Annotated in this window: 1 protein-coding gene; it reads right to left on the reverse strand. The window is 74.6% G+C overall.

Features of this window, described 5'->3' with window-relative positions:
* On the reverse strand, nt 1-926 hold a 926-nt coding region (locus E7Z54_RS05505), incomplete at both ends, for a DUF4350 domain-containing protein (protein ID WP_136432006.1).

The following is a 926-nucleotide window of genomic DNA, read 5'->3' on the forward strand; positions in this document are numbered from 1 at the left end:
AGCCGGAGCCGGGCGGCGAGGGCGGCGCAGGTCGCGGACCGCAGCCCCTGTGCGGCATGCGCGCGGTCGCGGCTCTTGCGATACATCCGGCCGCGGCTGCGTGTGGTCTCGACGGCCCGTACGACGACCGGCAGCGGCTCGGTGGAGAGCGGCCCGAGACGGCGGAACCGCCACAGGACCAGCCCGATGCCCGCTAGGGCCACCATCCACAGCGCGGGACCGATCCAGTCGGGCAGCAGCGACTCGAGGGTGACCGCCTCATCGGCATCGGCGTCGGTCGGGTCGGGGACGTACCAGACGAGCCGCCTGTCGTTGCCGAGCAGCCGCAGCGCCACCGCCGCGTTGTCGGCGCGGAGCACCTGGTCGTTGCTCAGCGCCTGACCGGCCCCGAACAGGACCACGTCGGCGTCGCGGTCGGCGACCGCGACCGACCCGCCACCGGCCGGGAAGCACCCGGTGCCGACGTAGGCCGTGGCGTCGTCGACCTCGATCGACAGACCCTCGAGCGCGATCCCGGCGAGCGGCCGGTCGCATGCCGCGTCGACCTCGTCGGCGGAGACCGGCATCGTCGTCTGGTCCCTGTCGATCTCCTGCACCAGGGGGTAGGGGGGATCCACCAGCACCAGCCGGCCGGGTGCGGCGTGGTCGCGAAGCCGCTCGAGCATGCCCGGGGAGAGGTAGTGGGTGCTGGTGACCACCACCGTGGTGCGCCGGGCGACCCTGGTCTCCTCCAGCTCGGCGGCCGACCGCACGACGCTGACATCGACACCCTCGTCGTCGAGCACCCGCGCGAGGGCCTGCGCACCCTCGGGCCCCGGGTTCCCCGGGTCGAGAGGGCCCGAGTACTCCTGGCCACCGCCGGTGGTCCAGATCGCGGCGCCCAGCGCGAGGCCCAGCGCCAGGGCGCCCAGCGCCCAGCCGCGAGT

It is taken from the genome of Nocardioides sp. (assembly GCF_004803405.1).
Classification (GTDB): domain Bacteria; phylum Actinomycetota; class Actinomycetes; order Propionibacteriales; family Nocardioidaceae; genus Nocardioides; species Nocardioides vastitatis.